This is a genomic window from Sodalinema gerasimenkoae IPPAS B-353 (assembly GCF_009846485.1).
In the GTDB taxonomy this organism is placed as follows: Bacteria; Cyanobacteriota; Cyanobacteriia; order Cyanobacteriales; family Geitlerinemataceae; genus Sodalinema; species Sodalinema gerasimenkoae.
The window spans coordinates 3,181,740-3,208,051 of record NZ_ML776472.1 but is presented as its reverse complement, the minus strand read 5'-3'; the positions used below and the strand labels follow the sequence as shown (position 1 = coordinate 3,208,051).

Here is a 26,312-nt window from a genome sequence, read left to right as displayed (position 1 = left end):
AACGGTTATTGCTGCGATTAGAAGAGTTGTTGGTGCTGGCATGATCGATCAGGGTTATAACGTGGAGGATAACGGTTATTGCTGCGATTAGAAGAGTTGAAGGTGATACAGATCGGTATTCCTGCTGGGCCTCCCAATCTAAATACTATTGGCGGCTAAGGCCTGAGTGAAGGTGATACAGATCGGTATTCCTGCTGGGCCTCCCAATCTAAATACTATTGGCGGCTAAGGCCTGAGGGAAAGATCCGGTTGGCCAATCATGGGGAAGTTCTCCGTGCAGTTTGCTGAGTCATCCCAGTGGGGTGACATCTTCAAAAATAGACTTTATACTCATATAAAGGGTTAGCCTCTCTGATTTTTGTTCTAGGCGGGTAAAAGCCCCCCCACAGCTCAGACCGACTAAGCCTTACAATTGAGTCAGGTCAAGCATTATGTCAATTCACAAACTCCTCCCCCTGAGCCTAATAGCCGTCTTAGGAACTAGCGTAGGATCCGTCGGACTCCCCACTCTCTTCAGCGCATCAGAGTCTCCCATCGCCTCCGCCTCAGCATCCCGTCCAGTCCAGGATAGCAATGGTGACTATCATTTCCCTAATCGCAACCGTCCCCGGACAAGTTGGGAATGGGAAGTTATGGATCCCGATCCCAATGGTTTAAATTGTCGCTACCTTAATCGCGCTCAAGGATCTCCCACGGGGGGGAGTGATATCTATAACTATCCGGTTTCTCATACCTTCGAGCAGGGACAACGGTTGATATCACCCCAAATTAGCTATGATGACCGTGACCTTCCCTGGCTCTGGATTGGGGCTTCTTCGACCAATCATATCTGTTTTGTTCGAGCCAATTCCTACTTTGTTCGACCGGTTCGACCTCTCAACTAGCACTACACTCGTTATCGACATACCTCCTGATTGTTCCTGGTGACTTGGCATCGAGTGCTCGTCATGCTTTTGGGGAGGCTCTGCCTCCCGAGTACAGGCGGCAGAGCCTCCCAGAGTCTGTGTCACGGATTCAGTCATGACACGAGGGGTAATCCGTCAGCACCGGATATAATCTGCCCTAATTTTTCCTGATCACCCTGAACCCAGCAGACCCTTTTAAAACCCGATTCCCTATGACATCAGCGAGAGGATCAGGAAAACCTCATCCCCAAACCCATCGCAAATGAACCACTAACCCCGGCAATAACCCCTCTCCCGCCAGCGTTTCTGGGTCATCTAAACACTGCTATCGACGCTCCCGGACAATAGCGGTCAACCCGTCGTGTATTTGGGTTAAGTAACCACCCCAGTTGAGCGCCATTATCGAGGTTTCATTGCTTAGGTTTAAGGTCGAGTCTAGGTTAAGGGTAATCATGATTGATCGCTGTGGCTAAAGGCGAACCGGTTAAAGACTCAATCGAGAGCGATCGCGCGATCGCCTGAATTTTATGATTCCCTCCGATATCAAAAAATAGGTGCATCCACTCCGAAGCCGCAAGAGAACGTTGTGCAAGTCAAGGAGAGGGAGTCACTTGACCCCATCCCACAATCGTACCGAGATGTCTAGGTGTTTGAAGGTCTCCGTTGAGAGTTGGCTGCATTTGGATATCCAAGTGAATACAGCCATTGAGAATAAGTTGGAGGGGTTGATCCCCCGAGGCCACATCCGTCGTGATTCCCCGATCATTGAGGTCCCAGTAATAGTTCAGATGCAGGACATAATTATAAGGAAGCTGCCAACCCATGCCGAGTAACTCAGCTTCGGTAAAGTCATACTGTTGCCAGACCTCGTCAAATTGCATAATGTTTGGGAGGGTTACTGATTCAGATTAACCCCCTCATAAAGCACAGACAACTCCAGTTCAAAATCAAGACTCTCCAACCGGAACCGTTCCCCCGCCTCATACTGAGCATAGCCCCACATCCGACCCTCATCACCTCGACGGTAGAGTTCCACCGTCATCGACTGGGAATCGACTAACACATACTCCTGCACAGTAGGAATTTGACGATAGCATTTTAGTTTCGTGCTGCGATCGCCCGTCGCCGTACTCGGAGACAACACCTCTACAATCACCGTAGGATGTTTCACCGACGTTTGAGCCTGTAAATCCTCTGCATCACAAGTCACCACTAAATCAGGGTAAAAATAGCGTTCGTTCTTACTGTCCTCAACCTTGACATCAGACACATTCGCTCGACAGCCTCGTTGGCGCAAATGAGGGTACAAGGCCCGGTAAAAGTTGAGGGCAAGATCATTATGAGGAATCGTCCCCCCCGTCATAGCTATAATTTCGCCATCGATGTACTCGTAGCGATAGTCCTGCTGGGCCTCCCAATCTAAATACTCTTGGGGAGTCAGGCGTGGGGGGAAATCCGGTTGGGCAATCATGGGGAGTCCTCCATCGTGGATTTAGAGACGGTTCACAGAGAGTCCAGACCCCTGAGGCCAGAGGTCTGGGCTATCTTCAATCTAGCAAATCCCTTAATGCAGGAAGTGGCGCACTCCCGTGAACACCATCACCACCCCTAACTCATTAGCCGCCGCGATGGAATCCTTATCCCGGATACTGCCCCCCGGTTGGACAATGGCCGTAATTCCTGCCGCCGCTGCTGAACGCACCGAGTCGTCAAAGGGGAAGAAGCCATCACTGGCAAGAGTCGCCCCCTGACAGCCCTCTCCCGCCTGTTCCAAGGCAATCTTAGCCGCACCGACACGGTTCATTTGTCCCGCGCCAATCCCGAGGGTGGTGCGGTCTTTGGTGACCACAATGGCATTGGATTTGACGTGTTTACAGACCTTCCAGGCAAAGAGTAACTCCTCTAACTCCTGCGGTGTGGGTTGTTTGTCCGTCACCACTTGCCAATCTTGGGTCTGTTCGACTAAATCATCGGCGGTTTGGACGAGGAAGCCCCCGGCAATGGCTTTGAGGGTTTCCCCAGTTCCGACATTTAAGTCAGCCAGGGTTAACACCCGTAACTTGGATTTTTTGGCTAACACCTCTCGCGCGGCTGCATCACAATCGGGGACAATCACACATTCGAGGAACGTTTTAGTCATGGCCGTGGCCGTCTCCGCATCCAGACACCGGTTAAGGGCGACAATTCCCCCAAAGGCTGACACGGAATCGGCGGCAAAGGCTCGTTCATAGGCCTGCACCAGACTCTCCCCTAACGCCACTCCACAGGGATTGGTATGTTTCAAGACGGCGGCGGCGGGGGGTTGGTCTTCTCCGAGAAATTCGGCGATGATGCGTCGCGCCGCTTCTAAGTCGACGAGGTTGTTGTAGCTGAGTTCTTTGCCCTGTAACTTCTCCGCTGCACCCCAACCGCTGGGAGTCTGGCCTACTTGATACCAGGCGGCTTTCTGGTGGGGGTTCTCGCCGTAGCGGAGGGCTTGGATTTGACTGCCGGCGATGCCAAACTGTTCGGGGAGACTGTCGCTGTTGGCTTGTTGGTTGAGATAGGTGGCGATCGCCCGATCATATTGACACGTATGCCAGAATCCGGCTGTGGCGCAATCCCGGCGAAACTCGAAGGAGGGGTCTCCATGCTGACGTAGTTGCTCTAAATAGTCAGCATACTGCTGCGGGTTACAGAGAACCGTCAGATGTTGGAAATTCTTAGCTGAGGCCCGCAACATCGCTGGGCCGCCAATGTCGATGTTTTCCACGGCATCGGCCAGGGTGACATCCGCTTTAGCAATGGTGGCCTCAAAGGGATAGAGATTCACCACCACTAAATCAATGGGGCGAATTTCATTGGCTTCTAAGTCCTGTTGATGGTCTGGGAGGTCGCGGCGGGCTAAAATGCCCCCATGAACGCGAGGATGGAGGGTTTTGACTCGTCCGCCGAGGATTTCTGGGAAGCCGGTGTAGTCCGAGACTTTCGTCACCGGAATACCCGCCTCTTTTAAGACCTTGGCGGTCCCACCGCTACTGATAATGTCAAATTGAAACTCCTCGACGAGCGATCGCCCCAGGTCCACAAGTCCGGTTTTATCGGATACGCTCAGCAGTGCTAGACGCGCCACAATGTTAGATTCCTTTCGAGTTACAACTTGTGTATTCTACCGGGGATTCCGTCCCAACTACACCATCGAAGAGAGTTCCGTGGGCAGGGTCAGGATCACCTGAGTGCCTTCCCCCGGCTCACTCTCAATCTCTAGGGTTCCCTGATTCAAATTGACGATGCGTTTGACAATCTCTAACCCCAATCCTGACCCTTGTTGTTCATAGAGTTTGCGATCGAACTGTTCATAAGCCCCCAAACGCTTAATCTGCTCCGGTTCTAATCCCCGGCCGCGATCACTCACCGTCAGCTGCACCTGGTCCGGGCTGGCCGTCAACGCCACCCGCACTGGAGTTCCCGCCTCGGAGAACTTAAAGGCATTGTCGAGCAGTTCCTCGATCACCTTCACCAACCAAGTCTCCGGCATCGCTACTGGGCTGTCTTGCAGAGAGATCTCTAAATCCCCAAGCCGCTGCAAACGGTTCGCCATAGCCTTAATCCGGACGGCCAAAGTTTTTGTGGCTTGTTCTGTTTGCCCAGTAAACAACTCTCGGCTGCGTTCTACATCGTCCTTGATCAGTTCGAGTTGAGCATAGAGTAAGAAGTTCTGAATCGAGTGATAGAGTCGTTCCCCCGAGTGACGGATACCCAACCCCATCTCATACACCTCCTCTGGCTCGATATCCTCATGCTCGTCACAGAGGAAGGTGGCATAGCCGAGAATGCCATTGAGGGGAGTCAGTAACTCGTGGGGGAGGGAACGGGTTAAATTGCGCCGCAGTTCCCCAAGGCGCTGATTGGAGGACTGTTCCCAAAGCTGCTGTTTCTCCAGTCGTGCTTCAACGGCTTCGAGTAATTCACCGATGGTAAAGGGTTTAGAGAGGTAATCATCGGCCCCTAAATTCATCCCCTCTCGCACCTGCTGTTTGTCCGCCTTCGCCGTCAGAAAGATAAAAGGGACGGTTTGGAAACGCGGCTGGCTGCGCAGATACGTTAACACCCCATAGCCGTCGAGTTCCGGCATCATAATGTCACAAATAATCAGATCTGGCGCTGTTTCTTGGGCCTGTTCGACCCCTAACCGTCCATTGGCAGCGGTGACTACGGTATGGTCGGCTTCTGAGAGAATTTCGGAAATAATCTCACAAATATCTTGTTCGTCTTCAATAACTAGAATAGTTGCCATAGGGAGTGCGGATTCGGGACAACGGGAAATCTGGGTCGTTTGGAAATCAGCGAGGCGGTTGAGTTGAACTGGGTAATTCCTCCCCTCTAACTCGCTTGCAGTAGTTGGCGTAATTCCAGAGCCGGAAGGGGCCGGTGGAAGAAATAGCCCTGGCCCTGATCGCAGCCGAGTTCCTGTAAACAGGCTCGCTCTTCGGGGGTTTCGATGCCTTCGGCGATCGCCGTCAGACCGATTTTATGAGCCATCTCGATGACGGCCTCGGTAATGATGGCATTTTTGCGGTGACGGTGTATATCCGCCACGAAACAGCGGTCAATCTTGAGGATATCAAAGGGAAAGCGTTGTAAATAGCTCAGAGAGGAAAACCCCGTACCAAAGTCATCGATGGCAATGGAAACGCCCAAGGCTTTGAGTTGATTTAGAATGCGGACACTGGTCTCTGGCTCCCGGACTAAACTGGTTTCCGTCAGTTCTAACTCTAAGGAGCCAGGTTTGCGGTTAAAGCGGCGCAAAATTTCCGCCAGCCGTCGGTAAAGCTGGGGATCTTCAAATTGCCGGGCTGAGAGATTTACTGCCATAAGCAAGGGAGGGAGTCCTTGAGCTTCCCAGGTTTGGGCCTGACGGCAGGCGGTTTCTAACACCCATTCCCCGAGGGGGATGATCAGATCGCTCTCTTCGGCGATGGGGATAAACCGGTTTGGGGGAATTGAACCTCGCTGGGTATGATGCCAACGCATGAGGGCTTCGACGCCGCAAATCTTGCCGCTGTTCAGGTTGACTTGGGGTTGGTAGACGAGTAGCAATTCACCGGACTGCTCAGGGTTCTCTAAGGCACAGCGGAGATCTCGCTCTAGGGCTAGGCGATCGCCGCGATCACCCCGCAAGGCACCACTATAAACCTCAACGGCTGTTCCCCCGGATGACCGAGCTTTCTGTCGGGCCTGTTGGCTATGTTGCAATAGGGGATCGAGTTGCTTGGCATCCCGAGGATAGAAGGCAATCCCCAGGTTAATTTGAAGCGCCATATCCCCCTGACTCAGATTAATGGGGTCACTGAGAAAATGAAATAGGTTTTCAACCTGCTCTTGAGCCTGATAACGATTGCTGACGGGGGGCAAAACTAAGACAAACTCATTGCCATTAAGACGGGCCATGAGGGGCGAGGACTGAGCAAAGAACTCTCGCAGCCGGTGAGCCAGGACTTGCAGGCAGTGATCGCCGCTACTATAGCCCAATTCAGCGTTAATCTCTTGTAAACGCTCTACCCCCAAACAGACTAAGGGAACTAAGCTCGACGGCTCTAGGGGCTGGAGTTCCTTGATAAATCGCTCAAACTCCTGTCGCAGCTTCAGTTGATTCAGTAACCCCGTTAAGGGATCTTGAGCTAACACCTGGTTTAGATGCTGTTTGGCTTGCTCCAGTTGTTGTTGATAATGGCTTTGGGTGCGCAGCAGTTGCTGATGGTGTCGTTGGGAGAGGGCTGCCTGCTTTTTCAGGCGCATCCGCACCGCTGTCAGGAGTTCATCCCGTGTAAAGGGTTTAGTGAGATAATCATCAGCCCCCAAATCCATCCCCACCCGGAAATCTAGGCGATCGGCTTTGGCGGAGAGGAAAATAAAGGGAATATCATCGGTGGCAGGGTTCTCTTTCAGTTGGCTGAGGACTCCATAGCCATCCAACTCCGGCATCATGATGTCGCATAAAATTAAGTCGGGGCGCTGGCGTTGGGCCATTTTGTAGCCTAAATCACCATTCTCAGCGGTCAGGACGTTAAATTTTTCGGTGGTTAACAACTCACTGAGAATTTCTCGGACATGAGTTTCATCTTCAATCACCAGAATTGTCGTCATAAGCTACAGATTGGGTAAGGGGCAGCAGGACGGTGAAGGTCGAACCAGAACCCTCTTGGCTTTCAACGGTGACTTGGCCGCCATGGAGATGGACGGCGTTTTTCACGATGGATAAGCCTAATCCTGTCCCTTGTATGTTAGCGGCATTTTTAGCACGATGGAATGAGGTAAATAAATCGGCTTGATCTGCTTCGGGAATGCCAATTCCCTCATCCCGTACCCGGAACATGACCTGGGTTTCCTCGCTTTTTAAGTAGACCTCGATCGCCGAATTAGCTGAGGAGTATTTGAGGGCATTGGAAAGGAGATTTGAGACAATTTGTAATACTAACGTCTGATCGAGATAGAGATAGCTGGCGTGGAGGTCATGGCTCAGCTCAATGGTGCGATCGCGATAGGTCTTGGTGAGGGCCGTCTTGACCGCACTCTCGAACAGGTCTAGGAGATTGATTAGGCTGGGGGAAAAGGTGAGTCGCCCCGCTTCGGCGTTCCCCACCGTCAACACATCATTGAGTAGGCGCGTCATGTGATCAACGGTCTCATGGATGCGATCGAGATAGCGTTGTCTTTTTTCGGGCTTCCAGTTATGGCCATAATGTTTGAGCAGTTCAGCGGAGCCGAGAATGGTGGTTAGCGGGGTGCGAAATTCATGGGAGGTGAGGGTAATAAACCGTGATTTAAGCTCGTTGAGTTCCCGCGCCGCTGACAGAGAAGCCAAGAGTTGGGCATTACTGCGTTGCAGTTCAGCAGTTCGCTCTTCGACGAGGTTTTCGAGTTCCTGGTTGAGCATGATCAGGGCTTGCTGATTGAGATAACTCGGGGTAATCTCTAAGGCCGTTCCCACCAGGCCCAGGATACTCCCGGAATCATCGAACAAGGGTTCTACGGTCAGGTCATAGTAATGAAACGTGCCATTTAAGGTCAGGGCGATGTCCTGATGGCTCCCTTGTTTGTGTTCTAAGACTCGCCGCTCGATCGCCTCCCATTGCTCAGCATCCACCGGGGAGAAGAAGTCATGATTGCGATGGCCTAAAATCTCTTGGGGATCTAAGCCGGGGAAGCTTTTATAAATCCAGGTGTAACGCAACTGACAATCTTTGCGAAACACGGTGATGGGAAGATGGTTTAGGGCAATTTCAAAGGGATTCAGCGCGCAGAACTCCTGAGGTAAGTCGGCTAACTCGGGCAACTGCAAGAGGGCTAAACTGGGTAACACCCCTAGACAGTGCTGCTGTTGATCGAGCAACAATAAGAAGGGATGCTGTTGGGCGGCTTCGTAGAGGGCGCAGGGCTGGTTAAGGGTGTCTGGGGTAATCACCGCTTGTCCGGGGCTAATCAGACGGGATACGAGAATTGAGCGGGGATCGTGACCCTGGGCCAGAACGGCGATCGCCTCTTGAGTGGTAATCAGGCCTAAACAGCGATCGCCCTCAATCACACAGACATAGCCAGAGTGGAGAGACTTCCTCGGGGAACTTGGCGCGAGTCCTCCCGTCAGGCTTACCTGAACCTGAAATTGCTCCCAGATGTCACTGAGGGGGGTTTCCGGGGCGATCGCAGGGGGATGGAGATCCAGAAACTGAGTAATAAATTCAGGAAAAAGAGTAGGCGTCGATGACATGAATGGGATTAACCTATGCAACACAAGACCCGGCTGCGGGCTGACATCCACCACCTGAGTCAACCTCAATCATTGCCTCCTGATAGTCGAGAGAATCATCCGACTGTCTCACACCCAAGATGGTGCGTTACTGGGAGGATAGGATTGACCCTAACCCTGGAGTTACTATACCATACAATCCCTGAAAGCCTTGAGAAGCATTGAGTTGAACCTGGTGGCAGAGCCGCCTAGAGTGCGTGTCACGGCTTCAGCGCTGACACGAGGACGGAGGATGTCAAACTGGATTTCCTCCGGCTCCCCATTCATCCCTTTTTTAAATAACTTGACAAATTATGAAACTTGTGGTAGAAGGCTGGCGTTTTGTCCATCACTCGTTTGCGGTGGCCAATCAACATCAACTCTTAGAATTTCTACGCCGTCCTCAGATACAGGTCTTTCATCGAGAACTACCCTATTTAGATCACACCTGGCAACCGCAAGCGGGACTGTTTACGGAGGCCGAGGAACAGCAATTACGACAAATCCCGCCGCCTCCGTTACATCTGCGGGCTGATGCCACCCTACGCATGGTGATGCCCTATGATTTATCCGACTCCGACTCCCAGAGAACCTATGTCTTTGCCACCACAGAATGGCGGATTGTGCAAAAAGCCATGATGGAGATGATGGGGGTTGAGGATTTTGGCCAGGCTCATCGAGACTCCGAAACGGTGATTATTACCCCCTCCCATTGGTCTCGTGATGGCTTTCTGCGAGCGGGGGCGGTTCCCGAACGGGTGCGGGTGGTTCCCCTGGGGGTAGATACGGCGGTGTTTCATCCGGCGACGGCGGCCCAACGGCAACGCTGGCGGCAACAGTCGCAGCTTGAGGGTTGTTTTGCCTTTCTCAATATCGGAGTGATGACTTGGAATAAGGGCCTACGAATGCTGGTCAAAGCCTTTGCTGAGGTGACGCAACGCTATCCCCAGGCTCGGTTAGTCTTGAAAGGCAGTGATGCGATTCGCAACTCTCGTAAGTTTGTCCTCGAAGGCCTCAATGAGATGTTAACGCCCCAGGAGCGCGATCGCGTCATTCCTCGCTTAGCCTATATTGGCCGCAGTCTCTCAACTCAGGAGTTGGCCCAACTCTATCAAACCTGTGATGCTTATATTTCTCCTTATCTGGCAGAAGGGTTTAATATGCCAGTTTTAGAAGCTGCTGCTTCCGGTTTGCCGATTCTCTGCACCCAAGGCGGCTCAACGGATGATTTTACTGATCGCCGTTTCACACGCTACATTGACAGTGAACTCAAACAGGTGGAATGGGATCACGAAATCCGGGATTATCTGCATCCGAGTTTAGAGCATACGGTGGCCTTAATGAGCCAACTCATCGAAACCCCCAGTTTCATCGAACAGGCGCGACGCACGGCCCCAGAGTGGGTGCAACAGGGCTTCACGTGGCAGCAGATTGTCGATCGCCTGTTGGGGGTTATGGACTCGTGAGAGAGGACTCAAGGGCCTGGGGCTAGGAAACTCGCCGGGGAAGGATAATCTGGAAAACTGATCCCTGAGTCGGATGGGGATGCACTTGAATCATCCCCTGATGCGCTTCAACCACCATTTTACAAAAGGCTAAGCCTAAGCCAATTTGAGAAATATTAGCCATCATGGTTCCAATTTCATATTTCTCAAATATCTTTTCCCGTAACTCCTCGGGGGTAGTACTAGAGAGGTAATGATAGATTTGTTAAGATGATCATGAAGCGACAGAACAACCCCCATGCCTCACTGCCCTGATTGCAATTCTAAGCGAACCGTCAAAAATGGCCACATCCACACGGGCAAGCAACGGTATCTATGCCGTAACTGTGGTCGTCAGTTTGTCAAAAACCCAACCAATAAGGTCATCGACACCCCGACTCGCGAACTCATTGACCGGCTCTTGCTAGAACGCATCCCGATGGCTGGAATTGCTCGGGCGGTTCAGGTGTCTGAGCAATGGCTGCAAGACTATGTCAACTGTAAAGCCGCCCAGACACACAGGCAAGTCGCTGTCAGTCCAAAAAAAAAGGGCCGATGACGGTGCAATGTGATGAACTTTGGTCGTTTGTGGACTACAAGGGCAACAAACAATGGGTCTGGTTAGCTCTCGATGCCGAGACCCGTGAGATGATCGGCGCTTATGTCGGTTCTCGCGCTGCCGAGAGTGCGCAAAACCTCTGGGATTCCCTACCCACAGTCTATCGGCAATGTGCTGTGATCTACACTGACGCTTGGGAGGCTTACCGGCAGGTGCTGCCGAGCAAACGACACCGGGTCGTCAGTAAGTCGAGTGGCAAGACCAGTTACATTGAACGGTTTAACAATACCCTCAGGCAAAGGGTTTCACGCTTTGTCCGATGCAGCTTAGCCTTCTCCAAGAGTCTACGTAATCACATCGGCCTCCTGTGGAATTTTATTCACCACTACAACGCATCATTACCTCTCTAGTACTACCAGGAGGTTTAAGGAGGTTTCAAAGAAGGGGGTTAAGTTATCGCAGATGTCTGAGTACAAGGCTGAGTCTGGGAACAGGAGCGATCGCAGTCGCTGACGACTCAGCAGGCCCGTAATTTCCCCCACCTTATCAATTAGCAAAATATAGGGGACTTGATGCTCCTGAAAGAGCTGTTGCACCTCTTCGATATCCCCATATCGGGATTCAGGTAAGCTAACAATGGGGATGAGGTAGTTTTGCTCAAGGGAATCGTCTAAGGACGGAGTCGCCGCCAGTTGTGCTGTGATGGCGTTCGGAGTCAATAGGCCCAGGGGTTGGGGTTCCGGACGTTGACTCATCATTACTAGCACCCCCCCCTCTCCCGGATTAGAGTCTATCCTGGATGCTTCCAGGAGGGCGATCGCCTCCCCAACGGAGGTCTGAAGCGATATCTGGGGAGGGTCACGTAGGATAGCAGAGGTAAACATTTTAGCCTAATTGATCCAGGAACGCCGGCCGCGTTGATTCATAATCGCTACAGCCTATCGCTTCCTCAGAGGATGCCACCATGGGGTGTAGCGGACATTTGAGGCGATGATCGTTGGTAAAATAGGCGCAATTCGCACAGGGGATTTGGTGCATAACTTTGGCCCGGCGGTGGGTACTGCGGACGGCCGCCAAGAGGTTCCCCAATAGCATTAGAAGAATCGCCCAAGCACTTAGGAAGCAAATCGGCACCAAAAATGGCTCAATTGCCTTAATTAAGAAATAAAGACCTTGAAACATGGGAGGAGCTTGAGGTGAGGAAAATCTAATTTCCCCATTATAGGTCAGTTGCTCGGTTCGTTCCAGACCAAGACCGGTTCTTGAATCGCCCGGCAATGACCTTAAGATCGCCCACACCCTCGACACCCGCCCCAGATTGGGGTTTGCTAGACTATCAGCGTAGGCGTTCCAGGTTTCCCATGACCCCCTCCAGCACTGACACCGCCAATTCCCTCTCTGAGACGATTCTGGAGAAACTCCAAGACTTACCCGAGACGCAACAGCAACAGATCCTAGACTATATCGAGTTTCTGGCCCAGAAATATCCCAAACCACAGCCGCGATCGAAGAAACCCCGCGTCGCTGGCCTCCATCGGGGTAAAGTTTGGATATCTGACGATTTCAACGATCCCCTCCCCCCGGAATATTGGAGTGGTCAAGACTAAGATTTTTATTCACCGTAAACCCGACTGGAAAACCGGAGTATAGAGGGGGCGATCGCCACTACAATCAAACCTAGGATACCCTGTAAGAACATCCATAGGAGCTTGGTTTATGACCCTACAACTCGGAGACATCGCCCCCGACTTTACCCAGGATTCCTCCGCAGGAACCATCAACTTCCATGAGTGGGCCGGCGATAGCTGGGTGGTGTTATTCTCCCACCCCGCCGACTATACCCCCGTTTGCACCACCGAACTCGGGGAAGTCGCCAAACTGAAAGGAGAATTTGAAAAACGCAACGCCAAAGTCATCGCCCTCAGCGTTGATGACAGCGACTCTCACAAAGGCTGGATTGGTGACATCGAGGAGACCCAAGGAACTGCCGTTAACTATCCCATTTTGGCCGACGCAGACCGCAAAGTCTCAGATTTGTACGGGATGATTCACCCCAAAGCCGATGCTAAGGTGACGGTGCGCACGGTGTTTGTCATCGATCCCAACAAAAAATTGCGTCTGACGATTACCTATCCCCCCAGTACCGGACGCAACTTCCAAGAAATCCTACGTGTCATCGATTCCTTACAACTGACGGATAACTACCAAGTGGCCACCCCCGTCAACTGGACCGATGGCGATGATTGTGTGGTTTCCCCCAAAATCGCCACGGAAGATGCCAAAAAACAATTTCCCAAAGGAGTCGAAGAAATCAAACCCTACCTGCGCATGACTCCCCAACCCAACAAATAATGTAAATTCGTGGGGGCGAACAATTGTTCGCCCCTACAAATTCCTCTCCGTGTCCTCTGTGACTGAAGGGGTTCTCTACGCTTCGCGAACGCTAGGCTGGCCGTCTTTTACTTCACCGACGAGAATCACATCAGCGGTATCGACAAATAAACCATTTTCCAACACCCCAGGGATATTATTGAGGGTTTTCTCCAACTCCGCCGGATTCTCAATTCCATTGGGGAACTTGACATCAATCACCAGATTTCCTTCATCGGTGACGACGGGGCCAGCTTTCTTGACTCCCATCCGTAACGTGGGTTCACCGCCGAGGCCTTGAATGGCGCGCATCACCGGAGTCATGGCCATGGGGATGACTTCCACCGGAAGCAAAAAGCCTAAGCCTAATTTCTCGACTAACTTAGACGAGTCCACCACAACGATAAACTGTTCGGCGAGAGAGTCTACAATTTTTTCGCGAGTATGGGCCGCGCCACCGCCTTTAATCAGTTGTTTTTGGGGGTCGACTTCATCGGCGCCATCGATCGCCACGTCAATGCGATCAACTTCATCAAGACTGGTGAGGGGAATCCCGTATTTCTTGGCCAACACCGAGGCTTGGAAGGAGGTAGGAATCCCTTTAATATCCTTGAGTTCTCCCTTTTGCAGCCGTTCGCCAATATATTGGATGGCGTAGGCGGTGGTTGATCCGGTTCCGAGTCCGACGATGGTTCCCGATTGGACGCGATCGGCGGCGGCTTTCCCGACCTGTTGTTTCATTAGGGTGACGGCATCATCACTCATGTTAAAATCCTCCGATGGATAGCATAGATGTCCTCAACACTTTACCGCGTTGTCCGTCTATCCCCTAAACGGTCACCGCTTGACGTTCTAAGACGCGATTGAGTTTGCCACTTTGATAGCCTTCGAGATCCAGGGTGACAAAGAGAAATCCCAATTCTTGCAGTTTCGTCACCACTTGGGCTAAGTCACTCTTGAGAACAAAGTCTTGAATCAACTCTGGCGGAAGTTCGATGCGAGCGGTATCCCCTTGGGAACGGACTCGCAAGTTTTGCCATCCGAGTTGTCGCAGATAGACTTCGGCCCGTCCCACGCGCCGCAGTTTCTCGACGGTGATTTCTTCGCCATAGGGGAAACGGGAGGAGAGACAAGGTTGAGAGGGTTTATCCCACCAGGGAAGTCCCAGATGTTGGGAGAGTTGACGGACTTCGGCTTTGCTGATTCCTACCTCCGCTAGAGGCGATCGCGCACCCCGTTCTTTGGCGGCTTGGATTCCGGGGCGATAATCTTGCAAGTCATCGGCGTTGACTCCATCGACGACATAGGGATAGCCCCGTTGAAGGGCGAGGGGTTTGAGGGTATCATGGAGTTCGCTTTTGCAGAAGTAGCAACGATTGACGGGGTTGCTGGTGTAGTCGGAGTTCTCCATTTCTTGGGTGTAGACTTCTTCATGGGCGATGCCGATGCTGGCGGCTTGAATCCGGGCATCTTCGAGGTCTTCCGGGAGAAGGGAGGGGGAAACGGCGGTGATGGCTAGGGCGCGATCGCCGAGTACGTCATAGGCGACTTTGGCCACGAGCGTGGAATCAATCCCGCCGGAATAGGCAATTAAGGCCCGATCCATATGTTGAAATACATCTTGAAGGCGATCGAGTTTTTGCATTACCATGGGAACTATCTTGGTGAACCTTAATGACGTTGTACGGCGCAGGCTGTTACGTCTTTTAGTTCTAATTTTAACAAAAAACACACCCGAATAAACAAATATAGTCAAGGTTTAAGTCCTATGGAAGAAAACGCTACTAGCCTTCAAGTAATTTTTATTGTAAAAGTTATCGTTGCTTCATTGGTTGGGGCATTAGCCATTAAATACATTGCCCCAGCCATTCCCATTCCGGTAAACGGACTATCGGCGTTGACGATTATTTTTACTCCAGTGATTGTCATGATGGGCCTGTTTATTGCCCGAGGACGGCGGGACCAAAACAACACCTAACCCTGATTGCGTATATCTATATACTTTGCTACACCTCATGCAAAATTCCGGTTACACCCTCCCCGTATTCGCCATTGCTGCCGCCAAAGCCGCCTTACTCCATCTGCAACACCGCCAGTCTCCCCAAACTGTCGAATGTTAAACTTAACCCAGATACACCAGGAGAGCGATTGCTGTGACTTCTATCACAATTGATTTGTCAGACAGCCAATTCCAAAAGCTACAGAGGTTAGCACAGGCCTATGGTGTTGCCACTGACGTGCTTTGGAAGGCAAGCCTAGACGATTGGCTCAATGTACAACAAGATAATTTTGATAATGCAGCGGACTATGTGCTGGCAAAAAATGCTCAGTTGTATCGATGTTTGGCATGATTCGCTATTTGAGCTTGATTGAGGTCTTAGAGCTACATCGTAGAATTATAGAGCAATCGGGAGGATGGTTGGGAATCCGAAATCTGACTGTGTTGGAGTCCGCGATCGCAAATCTGAGTGTTTGGGAGTCTGTGATCGCACCGAGGGATCTAGGGCGTGAAGCATTTGTAGAATCTTAAAATGCATCAACTGCATCCACCAGTAGGTGACCGTCATAGTATTCTTATACTGCTGCGAGTACATTAATTGAGTGTTGAAATTTTTATCTATTTTTTTTAAGTCTACTAATTTTTGTTTTATTGATAGACTTAAATGTAAAAACTATAATTTCCTTTGTAACTCTTAAAATAATCCAAAGAACCAGGATAACTAAAATTGAAATAATCGAAAAACCAAAACTGATAACCATTGAAATTGCCGCAGATAACCAGGGTTCCGAGACTCCCAACATCAGCAATGTTGAGCCGATAATATCTTGGGAAATATCAATTGTTTCGTCAGTGTTAACCGTTGGAAAATGACCAGAAATCGAAGCTAAAGATGCTCCAATTGCTAAGCCGATCCCCACAATTCCAACCCAAATCTGAAAGGTGCGATCGCGCTGTGCCTGATCTAAATCTGTGATTCCATAAATTGAATTAATTAATTCCTCCAGTAGAATTAAGCCAGGACTTAGACTTTCGTAATCTTTTTCTACTTGTAACATATATTTGTTACTGAAATCCTGCCTAAACTTGTCCATAAAACCAAAGTTGTGAGGGGATATAAAGTCAATCATTGATTGGGGAACTAACTGCCAATCTAAAGAGCTTAAATCAAATCCCCAATCATTTAAATAGCTATAATCCGAGATGATTTTTATTTGCGTTTCTTTGTTAGCCTTTTCCTGAATAACCTTAATCCGTCTCTCATAGTTTAATAAGTTTACTTCCATTGTCCGAATCTGATCGGCAAATTGATTTAGGTCAATTGAATAGTGATATAAGCTATATTGTGCTTGCAATAATTTCTTTTTTAACTGCCTAAGACTCGGGTTGCTCTGGCGTTCTTTTTGAAACAAACTCATAAACTCTTTAATACTTCGATAACCCTCTTTTAGTTGCTGTTTTATAAAGCGACTCTGAGTATAAGCAAACAAAATTTTGTGCCGATAACAAAATAATCTTATCCAATCAAAATTGAAGCTAGCGGCTATCTTGGCGGCTGAAGAAGTTGGATATAATTCAATTAAAACATGATGAGATACTTGCAAATTTTCTAGTAAGTTTTGACTATAATTCTCAAAATCATAATTTTTTGTGTAATTTGTGTTTTTTGATTTTGGACTAACATTATATTGGGATAACTCAAAAAGAGTTCCTCCTAAAAATTCTCCTTGACCTTCTAAATCAGTTTCCCAATTGGCAAAGGACTGAGAGGCATGATTTTCCATTAACGCTTGGTAGCAGTCCCGAGCAACGTTAGACCGATCATTATGATCTCCTTCAGGGAGATGAGCCAAGATAACCCAACTGGTTCCTAATGTCCCTGGCTGAGCTGCTAGCGTTTCATCGATTTTTGTTTTGAGCTTAGCAATGACTTGATTCGCGGAATAAATTTTAGCGTTTTCAGGAGGAGAACAGGCAACTAAGATTCCATAGGTATCATTTAAACGGACGGGGTAGTAGTATCCGCTATAGCCATCTTCTGGGTCTGTGAACTTCTCGATTTTCGTGGGTAAAAGTTCATGGTACTCGGTTTCAAAGTTATGGTCATTTTCTGACAAAATGTGGGAGATTTTGGGAAGCCTATTAGCAAAGTTTTCTTGAGACCTCCTTAACTCGTTTTTACTAAAACCCAACCCTTCTTTGAGGTCATAAATAAAACAAAAGAGGTTGGGATAGATGAGTTGACTCATGAGTTTCCGAAAGCTTTAAGAGATTCCGCAAGACGCTGAGCAAGATTTAATTTCTTACTGGTTTCCGCTGGATGATGACTCTTCACCACGCTGCTGACAAAATTACAGATTTCTTGACTACTCTGATCGGCTTGCCCCTCAAAGTAGGCTCGCTTTACCACCGGTGCGTCAGGAAAAAATTGCTCAATTTCTTTTTCATCCGGTAAAATTTGAGTGATCTCTTCTGACGGGAACTGGGCTAAGGCTTGAGATGCTTCATGATAAGACTTGATAAAATCAGACTCTTCTGGAAAGACTGTCAAAAGTTTGTCAAGGTGAGATGACCATTTTTTGGGTTTAGTTCCTAACCGCTGACCCATTTTATACAAGGCTTCCTGTTGCTCTTCAGTTAGAGGCTCATCTGACTGGTCAAGAGCCACGAGAATCGCCAGTAACGATTGATTGATGGTGGTAGCCATAGATCCTATTGTTCAGAGAAAGGGGAAGAGGGAATAGTTATCAGGAAATTTTAGACAAATTTTAGATTTAGAGTCGGAAATGACTCTGAGGACTATGTTACCCTAAAATCACTCTGTTCGAGGTGTAGGTCAGACCATGACTCGTGATGCCCTGGTCATAGGGATTAATAGCTACCCAGAACTGAGCGACTTACCGAAACCGGCTCAGGATGCGGAGGCGATCGCCCAGCTTCTCGAAGAACATGGGGGCTTCCGAGTGCGACGAGTGCCGGAGGTTAACCGGGAAGGTCGCTTGTGGGTGTATGAGGGGGCCGAAGTCCGCTGTAAGGAAGTTGAAGAGGCGATCGCGACTCTCTTTAATCCCGATGGGGATGAAGCTCAAGTCCCTGACACCGCACTGTTATTTTTTGCCGGTCATGGTCTACGCAAGGTTCGTGGAGGTGTGAGTGAAGGATTTTTAGCCGCCAGTGACTGCGATCCCGAAGAAGAAATCTGGGGAGTCTCCCTGCAATGGTTAAGGCGATTACTCCAGAAAAGTTCTGTTAAACAGCAAATTATTTGGCTAGATTGCTGCCATAGCGGAGAATTACATAATTTTGACGAGGCCGATCCGGGTCACTTAGGACAGGGAAGAGATCGATGTTTTATCGCCGCATGTCGTCCCTTTGAGTCAGCCTATGAGTCTCTCAGTGGCAAGCATGGCGTTCTCACGCAATTTCTCTTGGAAGGACTAGACCCGAGTGAGCAAGCCGAGGGGGAAGTTACCAACCACGTCTTAGTCGATTTGATCAAGGAAAAGGTACGGGGGATTCCTCAAGCTCCAATTTATAGCAACTCGGGGGACTCCATTCTGCTCACGAGCCGTGATCGCAAACAGGTTCAACCCGTTCGGGAGGGGGTTTGCCCCTATCGAGGCTTAAGATATTTTGATGTCAAAGAGGAAGATGCTCAGTATTTTTACGGACGCACGGAACGGATTGATGAGTTAATTGAAACGGTTAAAACCAGCAAATTCTTAGCAGTTGTTGGTCCGTCGGGGAGCGGGAAATCCTCTTTAGTTAGAGCCGGTTTACTCCATCAGCTTAAAGCCGGTCGAAATGCTTCTGGAACTGAACGCTGGAAAATTTACCCCCCTTTTACTCCGGGCGAACAAGACAAAACGCCCCTAGAGAATTTAGCCCGAATTTTTGTCGATGCTGAAGGGGAGTTATCAGTAATAGAGAGAGCTAGCCAACTCCAGAAAGCGGAGGAGTTAATTGCGGCAGGAAGTCAAGGATTACAACGCTTAATTGAGGCAACGGAAGCTCCTCGGGTTGTCTTAGTTATTGATCAATTTGAAGAAATTTTCACTCTAGTTCCAGATGAGTCTGAACGACAACAGTTTTTTGAATGTCTCTTCGGTGCTTTGGAAGCTCTGGGAGGAAAACTTTGTCTGATTTTGGTCATGCGGGCCGATTTTTTGGGAAAATGCGCGGAGAAGGAGTATTTTGGCTTAACAGAATACATCAATCAGAATCAATACTTAGTGCCAACTCTTAATGCGTCTGAATTAAAAGATGCGATTCGGAAACCGGCTAAAAAGGTGGGATTAGAGGTGGAGGAGGGACTGGTTAAGCAAATGATTGAAGATGTGCAAGGTTCTCCAGGAAGTTTGCCTCTTCTACAATATACCCTGACGGAACTCTGGCATCAAAAAATGGTCGGCCGCTTGACTCTATCAGATTATAATCGTTTGGGAGGAGTGAAAGGAGCATTACAGAAACAAGCCGATTCATTTTTAGCCGCTTTATCCAAACCAGAACGGACTTTGGCTAAGCGTATTTTTCTAGAGTTAACGCAACTAGGAGAGGGAACTGATGATACTCGTCGGCGTGTTCTAAAAAATGAACTTATTACCGGTGAGTATAGTGAGGAAATGATTGATAACATTCTGGATAAGTTAGTCCAGGCTCGCTTGGTGGTGACCGATGAATTAAAAGCGAGGGGAGCTGGGGATGACTCTCGGGTAACGGTAGTTGATGTAGCTCATGAATCTCTCATTCGCCATTGGCCCCAACTCAAAGGCTGGTTGGACGAAAATCGCGACATGCTGCGTCGGAAGCGGGACATTGAGGAAGCAACCCGAAAATGGGTTAGAAGAGGAAAACCTAGAGAACGAGAAGAAGTCTTAGTAGGAATTGACTTAAACCTAGCTGAAAATTTTCTGGTGAACTATCCAGAAGAGATTTCGTCAGATGCAATATATCTGATAAAAATAAGTCAAGAGACTCGAGATCGGGAAATCAAGCAAAAGGAAGAACGAGAAAGGAGAGAACGAGAATATCTCAAAAAGAATAACCAAAAATTACGACGTTTATGGTTGGCTACAGCTTTTTTTGCTATCATATTCGGTTTAACTGCATTGGTTGCATTTTACTTGCGTAGTCTAGCACAAGAGCGAGAGAATATCGCTAAATCAGTGCAATTAGCTATAGCTTCAGAAGTAAGTTTAAATACCGATCCAACCCGCAGTCTGCTCTTAGCCATTCATGCCAAGCTAACTAAAAACACACCACAGGCTAATTTAGCGTTATGGAATGCATTTGTGAATAGCCATGAGCGATTTTACTTGGTTGGTCACGAATCAGAAATTTTACATGCTGAGTTTGATGTTAATAATCCCAAAAGACTATTAACAGCTAGTCGAGATAAGACTGTTCAAATTTTCAATTTAGATGATATCGAAAATCCTATAATACTTAGAGGACATCAAGACAGGATACCTTATGCAACTTTCAACCCTCATAACTCGGATCAAATTTTAACAGTTAGCTATGATGGAACTGCTAAAATCTGGGATTTGAATACCCTTCAGAGTATTGTAAGTTTTGATAAACATAATGCTCCCATCAATTATGGTCAATTTGATCCTCATAAGCCTGGTCGAATTGTGACTGTTGGCAGTGATAATACCGCTCAAGTTTGGGAAGTGAGCAATCCTGACGTCTCGACAACCTTGACGGGACACCAACGGGATATATGGATGGCAGAGTTTGACCCTCATGAGTTTAATCGGATCTTAACTGTTAGTAGTGATAGTACAGCTAGAGTTTGGGATTTGAGTGATATTGATAGTCCGGTGATTTTAAGAGGTCACAACGGCGAGGTTTTATACGGTCGTTTTGATCCGAATCAACCCGATAGGCTTCTAACTGCTAGCACTGATAGAACCGCAAGGTTATGGGATTTGAATAATCCCAATCAACCCTTCATTATATCAGGTCATACAGGAACTGTCAAAGGGGGCGATTTTGATATCAATAACTCCAATCAGATTTTGACCGTTAGTGAAGATGGCACAGCTAAAGTTTGGAATCTGGAAGATTTGGAAAATTCAATAACTTTTTCAGAGCATACTCAAGCAGTAGTTTATGGTCAATTTTCTCGCGATGAGTCCAATCAAATTCTTACGGTTAGTAAAGATGGAACTGCTAAAATATGGAAAATCTCAGATAATAATACACCTATACTTCAGGCAACCTTGAAAGGACATCAATCTGGACTAAATATGGGTGTTTTCAATCCTCAAAATTCCAGGCAAATCTTGACCATAGGTCAAGACGCAACAGCTAGAATTTGGGAATTAGACCAAAAGAGTGTTTTCGAATTACCAGATAACCAAAGAACTATCGTAAAAACTGGATTTTCAAACTTAAATCATCAAGAAATCTTTACAATAAATCGAGATAGTGTTATTACTTTATGGAATATACGTGACAGTGACGCGAAACAGATTTATAATCTTCAAACTGGATTAGATTCACTAACCTATGCTAATTTTTATCCAGGAAGCATGAGTCAAGTTATAACCCTTGATATTCAGGGAGTTTTTCAAGGGTGGGATTTGCGGAATCTAAATAATTCAGTTTGGAACTTAACGCCGGAAGATAATAAACCATTGCTGGGTGGGATTTCTCCGATAAACCAGAATCATGTATTTGCAATTGAAGATAATGGTGCAGTAACTATTCGTCATATCAATAGGCCTGAACAAAATCCTTCAGTTATTTCGGTTCATCCAAACAGCATTGGTTTTGTTGACTTTCATCCTCAAGACTCTAACAAAGTTTTGACATCTAGTGATGACGGTATAGTTCGATTGTGGAGCTTACAAGATACTTTCAGACCTCTACAGGAAATTATTGTGACTTCAGAGCCTCTTTGGTTTTCTCGTTTTGATCCGAATAATAATAATCGTTTATTGACCGGAGGAAATGACAAGGTGGTTAGCCTTTTGCATTTAGATGATCTAGGAAATCTAATTCGTCTTAGGGGTCATAAAGATATCGTAGCTTATGGCGAATTTGATCCAGATAACCCTCGGCGTTTTTTAACAGCAAGTCATGACAATACAGTACGAGTATGGGACTTGAGCATCCCTAATAATCCTCTCATCATTAATGGTTTTGAATCAGATGTGATTTATGCAGGATTTTCTCCTCATGACTCTAATTACATCATAGCTTTGACTGATGATAGTCAGATCAAGGTTTATGTTACTGGAGGTCCTGATTTAGTTAACTTGGCTTTACAAAGCTTAAGTCGCTGCTTGACATCTGAAGAAAAATCATTTTACAATATAGACAACCGAATAACAACCCAGACACTTAAAAGCTATTTCAACAAACACACATACAGTCATGACTATCATAGCTGTATTAAACCGAGGTAACCTACCATGAAATTGAACCTAAAATTACTCCTTTTAACTCCCCAAGTTTTATTAATTCTTTTTCTTACAGTTCTTCCAGGATGCGGGTTAGTTCGCGGTATCTTAGATTATGGGAACCCAGACTCAAGGATAAATAAGAGGATAAATAAGTCGCTTAGCTTGTCAGAAATTTGGGAAGACCTTACCGTTCCTACTCCGTCTGGAGATGCTTTGCGTAAACTTAGAAATGTTCAAGTAACCTTGGAAGACTTGTCAGATTTAAAGGATTTATATGACAAGACCAATGATCAGAGTTTGAAGCTAGAAATTATTAGAAAATTAGGAACTCAAACAGTTTCTCGTTCTTGGCTAAAAGAAATTATCGAACGTGATGATAAGTCTTTGGCATCTTTGTCTTTCCGTATTTTACTTTGGAAAGAGTTGACTCTAGATCAAAATCGTGATGATCAGTGGACAAACTGGCAGTGGACTCCCTATGTACGTGGATTACTGGAAAGAGCTGTTGAAGACGATTTGTATCTCTTAAGTCATTTATTTACCTTAGAGTTACTTCAGTTGGCTAATAGATATCCTGAATCAAAATTCACTAAAGGTGCTCAAGAATATGCATCTTTAGCGGGAGGAGGGGCTTATTTTGGTTCCAGTGGTAAAAAATCGTTTTTTAGACAACCATTTAACCCATCAACAGAGTTAGAAATTTGGCCAGATTTTATTGATAAGTATGAAGATCATCCTGGCGTAAACGACGCAATGTATCGTGTTGCTCGTGCTTACGAACTTCAAGGTAAGTATGAAAAAGCGTTGCTTTGGTATCAAAAAGCATACCGTCATGTAGATAATGACCATTTCAGTTTAGCTGCTAGACGAAGAATTCTATTTATTATTGATATGATTGTAGATATAGACTTTTTGGAAGATTTTATAAAAAGTCATCCTGAAAACTCTTTGGTTCCTGCATTAATTTATAGCAAAGCCATACACTTATTCCGAGAAGACAGGCTACTGGAAGCAAAATATGAATTAGAAAAATTTCTTTCTGTCTATAGAGGGCGACGTATTTCAGGAATTCTAGGTGATTTATATAACGGTGATGTATATTTAGATCAAACCTTTTTTCAAATTGTAGAAAACCAGGTCAACCATATAAAAGAAATAAAAGAAATTCGAGAATCAAATAGTGACAATGCTACAAAGCTATATGAAGAAGCAAGGGTTTTCTTTTACAATGAAAGGTTGCTGTTAAATCATTTGTGGGAATCTAGGTTTTTTAGTAATTTTAGAGCTTTCGTTCCTAGGGAGTGGGAAGGTGCTAGTACATCAGTACTGTATACAATAAATTTTGATTTTTTCCAAAAAGCGATGAATGGATTCAATACCACGAATGAATTATTGAAAGCATTAGAATTATTTCAAGGTATTATTTCTGATTACCCTGAATCCGATCTAAAAGAGAAAGCAGCTTATTCAGTAGGACTAACTTATTACTGGCTGCATCATGAAGGTTGGTGGACTAGATTAGGGCAAGAAGAATCTTGGTTAGAACTAGGAGTTCAAGCGTTTGATGATTTTGTAGATAATTTCCCGCAGAGCTTCCTGGCAGATGATGCTTTAATATCGATTGCTACTTTAACGGATGATGAAGGACTTAAAATTCAGGCTTTGAGACGAATTATTGATGAATACCCAAGAGGGGATAGAAGACGAGAAGCTGAGAAAATCTTGAGTGAAAAGGGTTTATCTATTAATTGAGTATTAGAACACAGACCTACTAATTTGCTAATTCACGACTTCTAAGTTGGTATCAAATACTTTCGTCCAAGTTAACGCCTCTGGTCTTTTAAGAGGAGATAGACCGAAACCCTTTCATACAGAGCATGTCCTGGGTGGATAGATAGTACTAAAGAGGTAATGATGCATTGTAATGGTGAATAAAATTCCACAGGAGTCCGATGTGATTACGTAAACTTTTCGAGAAGGCTAAGCGGCGTCGGACAAAGCGTGAAACTCTTTGCCTCAGGGTATTGTTGAACCGCTCAATGTAACTTGTCTTGCCGCTCGGCTTACTGACGACCCGGTGTCCTTTGCTCGGCAGCGCCTGCCGGTAAGCCTCCCAGGCATCAGTGTAGATCACAGCACACTGCCGATCGACTTTGGGATTCCTTACCTAAAGTTTTTGCGCACTCTCGGCAGCACGAGAACCGACCTAAGCACCGATCATCTCGCGGGTCTCAGCATCGAGAGCCAACCCGATCTATTGTTTGTTGCCCTTGTAGCAGACAAACGACCAAAGTTCATTACATTGCACCGTCATCGGCCCTTTTTTTTGACACTGACAGCAACTTGCCTCTGTGTCTGCACGGCTTTACAGTTGACATAGTCTTGCAGCCATTGCTCAGACCCCTGAACCGCCCGAGCCATTCCAGCCATCGGGAAACACTGCCAATTGGATTAGATCTCCCAAGCCTGGCTTCAACCATTTCTTCGAGGTGGACATACTTATTTCCTAATGGACTTAGCTGAGCCAACAAGGAACAGAATTGACAGGGATGAGTTTTAATTACCTAGATTCATAACAGTTTACCCATAATTCCTAGTTTTCGACAACCCCGAATCCTTAATAAAGTATTAAAACCCTAAAATCAGCCAAATCAAGCCGAAATTCCCATAAAGCTAGAGAATTAGACTACCTTGAGTCATTTTTAACCAATTTAATACTTATATCATGCAAAATTCCGGTTACACCCTCCCCGTATTCGCCATCGCCGCCGCTAAAGCCGCCCTACTCCACCTACAACAACGCCAGTCTCCCCAAACCGTCAAACTCAACCTCCTACCCGGTGACGCCGAAATCCCCATCGAACAAGTGGCTTGTCTTGACCAGAACCGCGCCTTAGGGATTTCCCGCAGTGACCCCGGCGCAAATCTCGACGTAACCCGAAATACCCCTATCTGGGCCGATGTGACCCTAGACCCCTTTTGCGGTGATTCCCTCTCCTTAGTCGGAGGAGAAGGAATTGGTAAAACCGAAGAAGGACAAGCCGCCATTTATCACTATGCGCGTCGTTTAGCTGAAGCCAATCTCCTAGAGTACATTCCCCAGGGAAAAACCCTGCGCGTCGCTATTATTCTCCCCGAAGGACGACAGCTTGCGAAACGAACCTCCAATGAAGCGTTTGGTGTTTTGGACGGCTTATCACTCTTGGGAACTCATGGTATTGCTCAACCTCATACGGCGGTTGAAAGTTTGGAAAATGCCAAAACTCAGCTTCAGGAAAAATCTCAACAGCACCAGGATTTGATTTTCTGTATTGGCAGTAATGGCTTCCAGGTGGCAGACCGATTACAACTGCCGGAAACGGCAATTGTTCAGGTAGGAAACTGGCTGGGGGCGCTATTAGTTGAAGCAGGATTACGTGAGGTTCGTTCAGTGTTGTTACTGGGCTATCATGGAAAATTGGTGAAATTGGCGGGCAAAATTTTTAATACATCGAGCCATATTGCTGATGGAAAATTGGAAATTCTAGCGGCGGCTTTAGCACAATATACAGATAATGTCAAGCTCATTCGTGGGGTTTTAGACTGTCCAACCATGGCGAAAGCCTATCAGTATTTAGAGCAAGAAAACCTAGCGGATAGGGTGTTTCAAGACTTGTGCGATCGCATCCGCAAAAATTCCCAAGCCTACGTGCAAAAATATGCCGATACCGAGTTAGAAATCGGCGTTATTCTCTTTGAACGCCAGGGAGTCATTGTTGCCCAAAATGCGATCGCCCCCCAACTCATCGCCCGACATCACCCCTAGGCTTGCTGAT

General features: G+C 47.3%; 26 protein-coding genes. 11 read left to right on the top strand and 15 right to left on the bottom strand.

Annotated features, from left to right (window positions below):
- The first annotated feature begins 431 nt into the window (after positions 1–431).
- Entirely contained in the window at positions 432–884 is a 453-nt protein-coding gene (locus tag L855_RS13925) for a hypothetical protein (protein WP_159788971.1), read from the top strand.
- Between the two features lie 614 nt (positions 885–1,498).
- On the opposite strand, the gene L855_RS13920 is transcribed toward L855_RS13925, so the two are convergent.
- From L855_RS13920 to L855_RS13895, 6 genes are all read right to left on the bottom strand, one after another.
- Entirely contained in the window at positions 1,499–1,786 is a 288-nt protein-coding gene (locus L855_RS13920) for a hypothetical protein (RefSeq protein ID WP_246198866.1), read from the bottom strand.
- Between the two features lie 14 nt (positions 1,787–1,800).
- Positions 1,801–2,376, bottom strand: coding sequence for a Uma2 family endonuclease (locus L855_RS13915; protein ID WP_159788969.1), 576 nt, complete (start codon positions 2,374–2,376; stop codon positions 1,801–1,803).
- A 93-nt stretch (positions 2,377–2,469) separates the two neighbouring features.
- Positions 2,470–4,017 (bottom strand): bifunctional phosphoribosylaminoimidazolecarboxamide formyltransferase/IMP cyclohydrolase, encoded by a 1,548-nt coding sequence (gene purH, locus L855_RS13910; protein ID WP_159788967.1) that lies wholly within the window; start codon positions 4,015–4,017, stop codon positions 2,470–2,472.
- Positions 4,018–4,074: 57 nt separating this feature from the next.
- Positions 4,075–5,181, bottom strand: coding sequence for a hybrid sensor histidine kinase/response regulator (locus L855_RS13905; protein ID WP_159788965.1), 1,107 nt, complete (start codon positions 5,179–5,181; stop codon positions 4,075–4,077).
- Positions 5,182–5,267: 86 nt separating this feature from the next.
- Complete coding sequence (locus tag L855_RS13900) at positions 5,268–7,031, bottom strand: putative bifunctional diguanylate cyclase/phosphodiesterase (RefSeq protein WP_159788963.1); 1,764 nt, start codon at positions 7,029–7,031, stop codon at positions 5,268–5,270.
- Positions 7,009–8,652, bottom strand: a complete 1,644-nt coding sequence (locus L855_RS13895; RefSeq protein ID WP_159788961.1) for an ATP-binding protein — start codon at positions 8,650–8,652, stop codon at positions 7,009–7,011. Before L855_RS13895 ends, L855_RS13900 begins: the two co-directional genes overlap by 23 nt.
- Before the next feature lie 332 nt (positions 8,653–8,984).
- Here L855_RS13895 and L855_RS13890 point away from each other — a divergent pair, with 332 nt between their 5' ends.
- A complete protein-coding gene (locus tag L855_RS13890) occupies positions 8,985–10,136 on the top strand; it encodes a glycosyltransferase (RefSeq protein ID WP_159788959.1) in 1,152 nt (383 codons plus the stop codon).
- A gap of 22 nt (positions 10,137–10,158) precedes the next feature.
- Here L855_RS13890 and L855_RS13885 read toward each other — a convergent pair whose 3' ends face one another.
- Positions 10,159–10,377: a sensor histidine kinase gene (locus tag L855_RS13885; RefSeq protein ID WP_159791110.1), complete on the bottom strand. Its 219-nt coding sequence runs from the start codon at positions 10,375–10,377 to the stop codon at positions 10,159–10,161.
- A 36-nt stretch (positions 10,378–10,413) separates the two neighbouring features.
- Here L855_RS13885 and L855_RS13880 point away from each other — a divergent pair.
- Positions 10,414–11,123 (top strand): IS1 family transposase gene (locus tag L855_RS13880; protein ID WP_219729921.1). Its coding sequence is split into 2 segments (ribosomal slippage): positions 10,414–10,711 and positions 10,711–11,123, totalling 711 coding nucleotides; the frame shifts between segments, so codons are not numbered across the junction.
- On the opposite strand, the gene L855_RS13875 is transcribed toward L855_RS13880, so the two are convergent.
- Positions 11,112–11,597, bottom strand: coding sequence for a CBS domain-containing protein (locus L855_RS13875; RefSeq protein WP_159788957.1), 486 nt, complete (start codon positions 11,595–11,597; stop codon positions 11,112–11,114). The two genes, L855_RS13880 and L855_RS13875, sit on opposite strands and share 12 nt — an antisense overlap.
- Position 11,598: 1 nt before the next feature.
- On the bottom strand, positions 11,599–11,895 hold the full coding sequence (locus L855_RS13870) for a hypothetical protein (protein ID WP_159788955.1): 297 nt from the start codon (positions 11,893–11,895) through the stop codon (positions 11,599–11,601).
- A 179-nt stretch (positions 11,896–12,074) separates the two neighbouring features.
- Between L855_RS13870 and vapB the strand changes: the two genes are divergently transcribed.
- Positions 12,075–12,320, top strand: coding sequence for a type II toxin-antitoxin system VapB family antitoxin (vapB, locus tag L855_RS13865; protein ID WP_159788953.1), 246 nt, complete (start codon positions 12,075–12,077; stop codon positions 12,318–12,320).
- 109 nt (positions 12,321–12,429) lie between these two features.
- Positions 12,430–13,065, top strand: a complete 636-nt coding sequence (locus tag L855_RS13860; RefSeq protein WP_159788951.1) for a peroxiredoxin — start codon at positions 12,430–12,432, stop codon at positions 13,063–13,065.
- 75 nt (positions 13,066–13,140) lie between these two features.
- On the opposite strand, the gene rpiA is transcribed toward L855_RS13860, so the two are convergent.
- Positions 13,141–13,848 carry a ribose-5-phosphate isomerase RpiA gene (gene rpiA / locus L855_RS13855; protein ID WP_159788949.1) on the bottom strand — a complete coding sequence of 236 codons (708 nt, stop codon included), beginning with the start codon at positions 13,846–13,848 and terminating at the stop codon, positions 13,141–13,143.
- 64 nt (positions 13,849–13,912) lie between these two features.
- The gene (gene larE, locus L855_RS13850) at positions 13,913–14,734 is read right to left on the bottom strand and encodes an ATP-dependent sacrificial sulfur transferase LarE (RefSeq protein ID WP_159788947.1); all 822 of its coding nucleotides are present in this window, start codon (positions 14,732–14,734) and stop codon (positions 13,913–13,915) included.
- A gap of 117 nt (positions 14,735–14,851) precedes the next feature.
- Between larE and L855_RS13845 the strand changes: the two genes are divergently transcribed.
- From L855_RS13845 to L855_RS13835, 3 genes are read left to right on the top strand one after another with little or no spacing between them, the layout of a single operon-like run.
- On the top strand, positions 14,852–15,061 hold the full coding sequence (locus L855_RS13845) for a hypothetical protein (protein ID WP_219729920.1): 210 nt from the start codon (positions 14,852–14,854) through the stop codon (positions 15,059–15,061).
- A gap of 37 nt (positions 15,062–15,098) precedes the next feature.
- Positions 15,099–15,203 carry a cobalt-precorrin-5B (C(1))-methyltransferase gene (locus L855_RS13840; protein WP_159788943.1) on the top strand — a complete coding sequence of 35 codons (105 nt, stop codon included), beginning with the start codon at positions 15,099–15,101 and terminating at the stop codon, positions 15,201–15,203.
- Between the two features lie 33 nt (positions 15,204–15,236).
- The gene (locus L855_RS13835) at positions 15,237–15,434 is read left to right on the top strand and encodes a DNA-binding protein (RefSeq protein ID WP_159788941.1); all 198 of its coding nucleotides are present in this window, start codon (positions 15,237–15,239) and stop codon (positions 15,432–15,434) included.
- Between the two features lie 45 nt (positions 15,435–15,479).
- Here the strand turns inward: L855_RS13835 and L855_RS13830 are convergent, their stop codons facing one another.
- The 3 genes from L855_RS13830 to L855_RS13820 are packed head-to-tail and all read right to left on the bottom strand — an operon-like array spanning position 15,480 to position 17,789.
- Positions 15,480–15,650, bottom strand: coding sequence for a hypothetical protein (locus L855_RS13830; RefSeq protein WP_159788939.1), 171 nt, complete (start codon positions 15,648–15,650; stop codon positions 15,480–15,482).
- A gap of 46 nt (positions 15,651–15,696) precedes the next feature.
- Positions 15,697–17,331 (bottom strand): hypothetical protein, encoded by a 1,635-nt coding sequence (locus tag L855_RS13825; RefSeq protein WP_159788937.1) that lies wholly within the window; start codon positions 17,329–17,331, stop codon positions 15,697–15,699.
- Positions 17,328–17,789: a hypothetical protein gene (locus L855_RS13820; RefSeq protein ID WP_159788934.1), complete on the bottom strand. Its 462-nt coding sequence runs from the start codon at positions 17,787–17,789 to the stop codon at positions 17,328–17,330. The genes L855_RS13825 and L855_RS13820 overlap by 4 nt, the downstream gene beginning before the upstream one ends.
- Positions 17,790–17,925: 136 nt before the next feature.
- Here L855_RS13820 and L855_RS13815 point away from each other — a divergent pair, with 136 nt between their 5' ends.
- Together L855_RS13815 and L855_RS13810 are read left to right on the top strand one after the other, a co-directional pair.
- Positions 17,926–22,500 carry an nSTAND1 domain-containing NTPase gene (locus L855_RS13815; protein ID WP_159788932.1) on the top strand — a complete coding sequence of 1,525 codons (4,575 nt, stop codon included), beginning with the start codon at positions 17,926–17,928 and terminating at the stop codon, positions 22,498–22,500.
- 6 nt (positions 22,501–22,506) lie between these two features.
- On the top strand, positions 22,507–24,249 hold the full coding sequence (locus tag L855_RS13810; RefSeq protein ID WP_159788930.1) for a tetratricopeptide repeat protein: 1,743 nt from the start codon (positions 22,507–22,509) through the stop codon (positions 24,247–24,249).
- A 148-nt stretch (positions 24,250–24,397) separates the two neighbouring features.
- Here the strand turns inward: L855_RS13810 and L855_RS22885 are convergent, their stop codons facing one another.
- Positions 24,398–24,631 carry an IS1 family transposase gene (locus L855_RS22885; RefSeq protein ID WP_159788928.1) on the bottom strand — a complete coding sequence of 78 codons (234 nt, stop codon included), beginning with the start codon at positions 24,629–24,631 and terminating at the stop codon, positions 24,398–24,400.
- A gap of 591 nt (positions 24,632–25,222) precedes the next feature.
- Here L855_RS22885 and cbiD point away from each other — a divergent pair.
- On the top strand, positions 25,223–26,302 hold the full coding sequence (cbiD, locus tag L855_RS13800) for a cobalt-precorrin-5B (C(1))-methyltransferase CbiD (RefSeq protein ID WP_159788926.1): 1,080 nt from the start codon (positions 25,223–25,225) through the stop codon (positions 26,300–26,302).
- Positions 26,303–26,312: the final 10 nt, after the last annotated feature.

Excerpts from the sequence above, each read along its gene's own strand:
- L855_RS13905 (WP_159788965.1), bottom strand. The coding sequence starts at position 5,181 with ATGGCAACTATTCTAGTTATTGAAGACGAACAAGATATTTGTGAGATT.
- L855_RS13895 (WP_159788961.1), bottom strand. The coding sequence starts at position 8,652 with ATGTCATCGACGCCTACTCTTTTTCCTGAATTTATTACTCAGTTTCTG.
- L855_RS13820 (WP_159788934.1), bottom strand. The coding sequence starts at position 17,789 with ATGGCTACCACCATCAATCAATCGTTACTGGCGATTCTCGTGGCTCTT.
- L855_RS13890 (WP_159788959.1), top strand. The coding sequence starts at position 8,985 with ATGAAACTTGTGGTAGAAGGCTGGCGTTTTGTCCATCACTCGTTTGCG.
- L855_RS13875 (WP_159788957.1), bottom strand. The coding sequence starts at position 11,597 with ATGTTTACCTCTGCTATCCTACGTGACCCTCCCCAGATATCGCTTCAG.
- L855_RS13810 (WP_159788930.1), top strand. The coding sequence starts at position 22,507 with ATGAAATTGAACCTAAAATTACTCCTTTTAACTCCCCAAGTTTTATTA.
- L855_RS13825 (WP_159788937.1), bottom strand. The coding sequence starts at position 17,331 with ATGAGTCAACTCATCTATCCCAACCTCTTTTGTTTTATTTATGACCTC.
- L855_RS13870 (WP_159788955.1), bottom strand. The coding sequence starts at position 11,895 with ATGTTTCAAGGTCTTTATTTCTTAATTAAGGCAATTGAGCCATTTTTG.
- vapB (WP_159788953.1), top strand. The coding sequence starts at position 12,075 with ATGACCCCCTCCAGCACTGACACCGCCAATTCCCTCTCTGAGACGATT.
- L855_RS13860 (WP_159788951.1), top strand. The coding sequence starts at position 12,430 with ATGACCCTACAACTCGGAGACATCGCCCCCGACTTTACCCAGGATTCC.
- L855_RS13920 (WP_246198866.1), bottom strand. The coding sequence starts at position 1,786 with ATGCAATTTGACGAGGTCTGGCAACAGTATGACTTTACCGAAGCTGAG.
- L855_RS13815 (WP_159788932.1), top strand. The coding sequence starts at position 17,926 with ATGACTCGTGATGCCCTGGTCATAGGGATTAATAGCTACCCAGAACTG.
- cbiD (WP_159788926.1), top strand. The coding sequence starts at position 25,223 with ATGCAAAATTCCGGTTACACCCTCCCCGTATTCGCCATCGCCGCCGCT.
- L855_RS13845 (WP_219729920.1), top strand. The coding sequence starts at position 14,852 with ATGGAAGAAAACGCTACTAGCCTTCAAGTAATTTTTATTGTAAAAGTT.
- L855_RS13915 (WP_159788969.1), bottom strand. The coding sequence starts at position 2,376 with ATGATTGCCCAACCGGATTTCCCCCCACGCCTGACTCCCCAAGAGTAT.
- L855_RS13925 (WP_159788971.1), top strand. The coding sequence starts at position 432 with ATGTCAATTCACAAACTCCTCCCCCTGAGCCTAATAGCCGTCTTAGGA.
- L855_RS13830 (WP_159788939.1), bottom strand. The coding sequence starts at position 15,650 with ATGACGGTCACCTACTGGTGGATGCAGTTGATGCATTTTAAGATTCTA.
- rpiA (WP_159788949.1), bottom strand. The coding sequence starts at position 13,848 with ATGAGTGATGATGCCGTCACCCTAATGAAACAACAGGTCGGGAAAGCC.
- L855_RS13900 (WP_159788963.1), bottom strand. The coding sequence starts at position 7,031 with ATGACGACAATTCTGGTGATTGAAGATGAAACTCATGTCCGAGAAATT.
- L855_RS13840 (WP_159788943.1), top strand. The coding sequence starts at position 15,099 with ATGCAAAATTCCGGTTACACCCTCCCCGTATTCGCCATTGCTGCCGCC.
- larE (WP_159788947.1), bottom strand. The coding sequence starts at position 14,734 with ATGGTAATGCAAAAACTCGATCGCCTTCAAGATGTATTTCAACATATG.